Here is a 5,498-nt window from a genome sequence, read left to right on the forward strand (position 1 = left end):
CCCCCCGATCCCGCCCTCGCCCACATTGCCGAACTTGCTGCGCGGCTCTTCGGTACGCCTGCCGCCTTCGTTTCGCTCGTCGATCGCGACCGCCAGGTGTTCCATGCCAAGGTCGGTATCGATTTGTGCGAGACTGCCCGGGACATCGCCTTCTGTGACCGGACTATCGCGCAGGACGATCTGCTTGTGGTGCTGGATGCTTCGCGTGATCCGCGCTTCCACGACAATCCGCTCGTCACCGGCGAGCCCTTCATCCGTTTCTATGCGGGAGCACCTCTGCGAACCGCTGACGGCCATGCTATCGGCACGCTCTGCCTCGCCGGCCCCGAGCCACGCACCGTCTTCACCGAGGCCGACCGGCGCACCCTGGCCGATCTCGCCCGTCTTGCGCTCGATCGGCTGGAGCTGCGCCGCGTCGAGGTCGCCCGGCGTACCCTGCAGGCTCGGTTCGAGCACGTGGCCGCAACCTCGCCCGATGCGATCATCTGTGCGGATAGCTGCGGTCAGATCACCGTCTGGAGCGCGGCGGCCGAGCGCCTGTTTGGACATACGGTACCTGAGGCGCTGGGCCGGCCCGTCGCCCTGATCATACCCGAGCGGATGCGCGGAGGTAATGAGGGCGACCTGCGTCGGATCGCGAGCGCCGCCGCCGGTGGTCTGATCGGTCGAACGGTCGAACTGATCGCCTGCCACCGGAACGGGGATGAGTTCCCGATCGAGTTGTCACTGTCGAGCTGGCGCGAGGAGGGACACGCCGCCTTCGGTGCCATCGTCCGCGACGTGCGTCAGCGCCGTGCCGTCGAGGACCGCCTGTTCCGCCTCGCGCACCTGGACCCCCTGACCGAGCTACCCAACCGCACAGTCCTCCGCGGACGGATCGAGGCGGCAATCTCGGGTGGGCGATCGGCGGCTGTTCTGATGATCGACCTCGATGGGTTCAAAGAGGTCAACGACGCACACGGCCATGGCGTCGGGGATTCCGTGCTGCAGACCGCCGCCCGGCGTCTGCGCGCCAGCGTCGGCCCCGACGGTGTCACAGCCCGGTTCGGTGGAGACGAATTCGCTGTCGTGCTGCCGGGCGTGGGCGATCCGTTTGTAGCCGTCAGCACCGCAGAGGCGGCGATCGCGGCGCTCTCGCAGCCATACCACGTCGAGGGCTCGATCTTGCGCCTCGGCGCCAGCGCAGGCGTCGTCCTGAGCCCGGCGCATGGTGCGCTTGAGGAAGATCTGTTGATCTGCGCCGACGCCGCCCTGTACCGCGCCAAGGCTGACGGGCGCGGGCGCTGTCGCCTGTTCACGCCTGAAATGCGCGAGGCCGCGCAACGCGATCGGGCCTGCCGAGAAGGATTGCACCGGGCGGTCGAGCGTGGTGAGTTCGTGCTGCACTACCAGCCGCAGGTACGCCTGTCCGACGGCGCCCTTACGGGGGCCGAAGCCCTGATCCGTTGGCAGCACCCCGAGCTGGGCTTGCTCGCGCCGGCCGCGTTCCTGGCTGTGCTCGACGAAGGGCCGGACGCGGCTCGGGTCGGCGACTGGGTGCTGCGCACCGCTTGCGCTCAGGCGCGGGCGTGGCGCGACGGCGGCCTGCCGTCGTTCCAGATCGGGGTTAACCTCTGCGCGGCGCAGTTCCGCCGCGGAGATCTCGTCGAGCGCGTCGGCTCGGTGCTCGCGGAAACCGGGTTGGCGGCAGGCGCCTTGGAGTTGGAGATCACCGAGACGATCATCCTGCGACACGATCCGGGTGTGGTCGCGGCGCTGCTGGCCCTGCGCGCGATGGGCGTCGGGATCGCCTTCGATGATTACGGCACCGGTTACGCCTCGCTCAGCCTGCTCAAGCGGTTTCCTCTGACACGCCTCAAGATCGATCGCAGCTTTGTCAGCGGGCTGTGCGAGGACCAGCAAGATGCAGCGGTCGTACGTGCGGTGATCGAGTTGAGCCACAGTTTCGGTCTGGAGGTGATTGCCGAAGGGATTGAGACTGATGAGCAGCGCCGTCGCTTGCTGGCCAAGGGGTGTCAGGAGGCGCAAGGCTATCTATTTGGAAGACCGATGGCAGCGGACGCGTTCGCGGTACGCTATGGCCTAGACGACCAAGGCGTAGACGTCACACAGACCGGGAGCTATCCAAGTGACGCTAGCGTAAGCGCTGCCTGATCTCAAAAACTAGCGAACAGTTTTCTGCGTAGCAAACATTCAATTTAATTTTATGGTGGATTAACCTCTTTCTAAGTGCATATTGCGGCGTATATCGTAGTATTATAACTTTTTTTATTATATAGATATCACATTTTTAAACATATTTGCGGTATGATGGCCTATGAAATGGATACGGGCCTGGAAATTCATTTTGGCGCATGGCAATTTATTTTGAGCTGCGCATCTGGTTCTAAAAAATTATATTTTAAGAAACACAAGACTATCAGTCTTAGCTTCTTTTGTAATTCGAACCTACGGAAATGGCAATGAACTGACGTCGGATTTGCTTCACGTGTTACGCTAATGACGGCCGATATGACTGACCATGGTCTGAACTTTTGCTGCGAGCGCGTCGAGGGCAAACGGCTTGTTCATGATCTCCATACCCGACGCCATGCCGCCGTTCCTGACCCGGAAGTGGTCGCTCTCGATGCCTTGCTGCAGGTGCTTGGTCACGTAGTGGATCGGCGTGTAGGGGAGTAGGCCCGCCTTGCGGCTCGCGACGATGGCCGGCGGGTAGGTTCCTGCGCCATCCGTGCCGATCCGGTCGGGCGCGAGAAGCGGATGATCCGCCAGCATTTTGCGGAAGAACCGCTTGGCCGCGTCCACATCGCGCCGGGCGGTCAGTAGGAAGTCGACGGGATTGCGGTGCTTGTCGACGGCCCGGTAGAGGTAGCGCCACTGACCGCGAACCTTGATGTAAGTCTCGTCGATGCGCACCGATCCACAGTGCGGTCTGTGGAACTGCCGCAACCGCTTCTCGATCAATGGCGCGTAGGCCAGAACCCAGCGGTTAAGGGTGGAGTGGTCCACCTCCAGACCGCGCTCCAGGAACAGCTCCTCGATGTCGCGGTAGCTCAGCGGATAGCGCAGGTACCAGGAGATGGCCTGCACGATGAGCGCCGCCTCGTAGTGCCGTCCCTTGAAGTCACCCTTGGCGCGCTGCTTGAGCTTCGCGGCGATGGCAGACACGATTATAGGCAGCCTCCCAAAAACGGAGGCGCCATGCGGGCCGGATGGTCAACGCGGGGTAAACGAAACGCGTTTGCGACAGCCCCCTGAGCGGACGAAACTCAAGGCGGCGAAGCACAAGGCACAAGGCGGGCTCTGCGCGATCTGCGGTGATCTGGTGGAGTTGAAGGGGTCGGAGCTAGACCGAGCCGACCCGGTGGACGGGTACACGGCGGACAATACGCGCCTTGTCCATCATGTGTGCCATCGCCAAGATCAGGAAACGAAGGGCTTCCTTTAGCCCATTCTCGGCGGGTTGATGATTGAAAACCACGCGGCTTGGCTGATTGCCGGCGGCTTCGTCCGAACCGGAGATTGGCGGCTCAAGCCTGATAGTTCGCGCGCTGTCTTCTACGGCGATGCGCCGAAAGAGGCGGGCGTGTACGCCTACCTCGTGGAAGGGGTAATATTCTACGTCGGGTCAGCCCAGATCGGGATAAGGTTACGCCTTCGGCGCTACGTTCTGGCAGATAACAAGCGCACCTCAATGAGGGTCCGACAGGCGATCGAGGCGGAGTTGCGAGCCGGCCGAACAGTCGACGTTTTCACCATCGTGCCGGAGGCGATCAATTACCGCGGGCTTCCGATCGATCCCGTTGTCGGTCTTGAGGAAGGGCTGATCCGCTTCGTGAAGCCGGAATGGAACTTAAGAGGGCTCGGGCGGACGGGCAAGGCACTCGCTGTCCTAGGTTAACTTGCTACTTAATATCGCGCGGCGGCCTTATGGAGCAAATGCACCAAGGGGGCTCGCTGGCTCGCCCGCTTCCGTCTCGTTCGCCGCCCCATCCTCTGCCTTGAACGCAAGGCTGGTAACCTCAGCGAAGCTCTCGGCGAGCGCACGGATTTTATCTTGAGCCTGCCGTTTCATCTCGTCGTTTGACCCGCTCTCAACCGAGGTCGTAACGTACCCCGTGAAGCGCCCGGCTTCGGTGATCAGCGCAAAGTTGAACCGGCCGGACCGGCTGCGTCGGACGATGTAATGCGGCTTGGGCAAAGATCGGTTCTCCGCAGATGCCATTTCTGGTCTCTACGGCGAAGAGGCCGGCTTAGTTTCAAGCTTACTAGGAAGGCGCTCCGGCCTAGGACACAGTTAGGGTCCTTCGGAGCTGCGTCACTCAGAGAGCATCGAGGCGACTAGATCGTCGTTGCCCACTTTGTCGCCAAGCGCATCGCGGACGATCACCTTCCAGCCTTGCCGCAGGAGCCGATCTCGCTGTTCCACCGCGATCCAAGCCGCCGAGCAGCGCACGACTTTCCGAGCCGTATGGCGTGAGGCGTGAACATAGTAGCTGCGCGGCATAGCGGCTGGTTCAGGCAATGAGCGCGCCAACGAAAAGGCGCTTCAAGTCAGACTGCGCCGGGGCCGCGCAGCTCGCGCTCTGGTCCGCAGACACCGCGCCGACCTTGAACGCGTGGCCGAGGCTCTGATGGCCCGCGAGGCCCTGACTGGCGAAGAGATCGATGCCATGCTGCCGCCCGGCTTCGTGGCCCGCCCGAACGTCTGGAACGACTTTATGGCGATCGAGGCCGAAGCGTCCGACTTTCCATAAAAGCGTTGTCGGTCAGGAAGCGCACGCCGCGCGGGCCACCTCCACCTTATACGTTCCGCCTCCCGCGAGAGGCACGAGCGTCATCCTCAGCGGCCGGAATGCCCATCAGGACCCGCAGGGGGTTCGTTCGCACTGAGCGGATTTTCCCCGATGCCGGCCCACACCCAATACAGACCGCATACGTCCAGCGGCTCCACAAATTCTCGTTCTGCCGATCAATCCCTTGCTGCCTGATCCTTGCCCTCTCAATCAATGCTCGGATCCCTGCCGCCTTCTCGTCACCGACGGATTTTCTCTGCTGTTCCGTCACGGACGGCTTCTGAGCCTCCTGCGCTATTGTAGGCGCTGAAGCCACAATCATCATGCCAAAAGCTAGAAATCTAACGAGCATATTTTCCTCCTGATTATTATTTTTCGCTGCCGACTATGCGGTGAGACGAAATCAGGAACGGAAAAGTTTCAATTGTGACCGGGAAATAGTAATCCAGCGATCTAAAATTCGCAGAGAAAACCGATTAAAACCGGCTCTGCGATACGCATGGCACCATGTTCGGCCTCCCGACAATCACTAGGATCTAAGCGCCGCATCATCCTGGAACCGGTGAGCGTCGCGCCATTGATCTCCGGTTAACTCAGCACAGGCACCCTGCCGATAAGCCGGGCTTCGGACCGGTTCGCTGGTGAGATGGACGACGCACCCGTCGCCCCGTGATCAGATCGGGGGACGGGCCTGCCTCTAGC

At 61.7% G+C, this 5,498-nt stretch carries 4 protein-coding genes and 1 pseudogene; 3 read left to right on the plus strand and 2 right to left on the minus strand.

The genetic code is table 11. The annotated features are described in order from the left end of the window. On the plus strand, positions 1–2,154 hold a 2,154-nt coding region (locus tag FV223_RS18965), incomplete at its 5' end, for an EAL domain-containing protein (protein ID WP_147728463.1). Positions 2,155–2,604: 450 nt separating this feature from the next. Here the strand turns inward: FV223_RS18965 and FV223_RS18970 are convergent. Next, positions 2,605–3,174 (minus strand): annotated as a pseudogene (locus FV223_RS18970) (IS6 family transposase); the annotation flags it as partial. Positions 3,175–3,466: 292 nt separating this feature from the next. On the opposite strand from FV223_RS18970, the gene FV223_RS31290 reads away from it, so the two are divergent. Further along, positions 3,467–3,901 (plus strand): hypothetical protein, encoded by a 435-nt coding sequence (locus FV223_RS31290; protein ID WP_210247516.1) that lies wholly within the window; start codon positions 3,467–3,469, stop codon positions 3,899–3,901. Positions 3,902–3,928: 27 nt separating this feature from the next. Here the strand turns inward: FV223_RS31290 and FV223_RS18980 are convergent, their stop codons facing one another. Next, on the minus strand, positions 3,929–4,201 hold the full coding sequence (locus FV223_RS18980; protein WP_147728464.1) for a hypothetical protein: 273 nt from the start codon (positions 4,199–4,201) through the stop codon (positions 3,929–3,931). A gap of 418 nt (positions 4,202–4,619) precedes the next feature. Between FV223_RS18980 and FV223_RS31295 the strand changes: the two genes are divergently transcribed. Then, positions 4,620–4,757: a hypothetical protein gene (locus FV223_RS31295; protein ID WP_210247517.1), complete on the plus strand. Its 138-nt coding sequence runs from the start codon at positions 4,620–4,622 to the stop codon at positions 4,755–4,757. Positions 4,758–5,498 lie beyond the last annotated feature (741 nt).

This window comes from Methylobacterium sp. WL116 (assembly GCF_008039455.1).
GTDB lineage: Bacteria > Pseudomonadota > Alphaproteobacteria > Rhizobiales > Beijerinckiaceae > Methylobacterium.